Source organism: Vibrio sp. Vb0598 (assembly GCF_033338935.1).
GTDB lineage: Bacteria > Pseudomonadota > Gammaproteobacteria > Enterobacterales > Vibrionaceae > Vibrio > Vibrio alginolyticus.
The window spans coordinates 415-1,092 of record NZ_JAWOTP010000253.1 but is presented as its reverse complement, the minus strand read 5'-3'; the positions used below and the strand labels follow the sequence as shown (position 1 = coordinate 1,092).

General features: G+C 49.1%; 1 protein-coding gene. It reads right to left on the bottom strand.

Annotated features, from left to right (window positions below; translation table 11 throughout):
- Positions 1-12: 12 nt before the first annotated feature.
- Positions 13-678: ACT domain-containing protein (locus R7Q38_RS24490; protein WP_318114670.1), on the bottom strand; the 666-nt coding region annotated here is incomplete at its 5' end.

The following is a 678-nucleotide window of genomic DNA, read 5'->3' as shown; positions in this document are numbered from 1 at the left end:
ACGACGTGAAAGTTAGCCTAAGCGTTTTACCGACATAACATCCTTAATCTGCTCGACACGTTTCGAAACGCGAGAGAGCACCTCAATATTGGTCACTTCAAGATCAAAATCCATGATGGCGAGCTGACGACGGTAATCGACACGGCTCTTCATGCTGGTCACTTTGATTTTCTCGTTGGCAAATAGTGTGGTGATGTCTTTCAATAGACCGCCTCGCTCCATTGCTTCGACACGCACGGTGAGGATGTATGACCCTACAAATCCGCTGCCCCATACGGTATCAATGATACGTTCTGGAGCGTGATGACGCAGTTCTTCGAGCTGTTCACAGTCACTGCGGTGCACTGAGATACCTCGGCCTTGGGTGATGTAACCACAAATGTCATCGCCTGGAATTGGCTGACAACAGCGAGCTAGGTGCGTCATTAGGTTATCAACACCTTCTACTACTACCGCGTCTTTTTTCGGGCGACTTTGCGCTGGTGCTTTGTGCTCGGCTTCTTGAAGTTTTTCTAGCGCTTGCTGATCCTCTTCTTCCGCCGTTGGTTTATTCACCAGTGCATTGATGTGGTTGATGATCTGATTGATACGCAGGTCGCCACTGCCTACACCGACGTAGAGTTCATCCGGCGTGTTGACGTTGAAGCGTTTTAGGGCGTAATGCTCTGCATCTTTTAA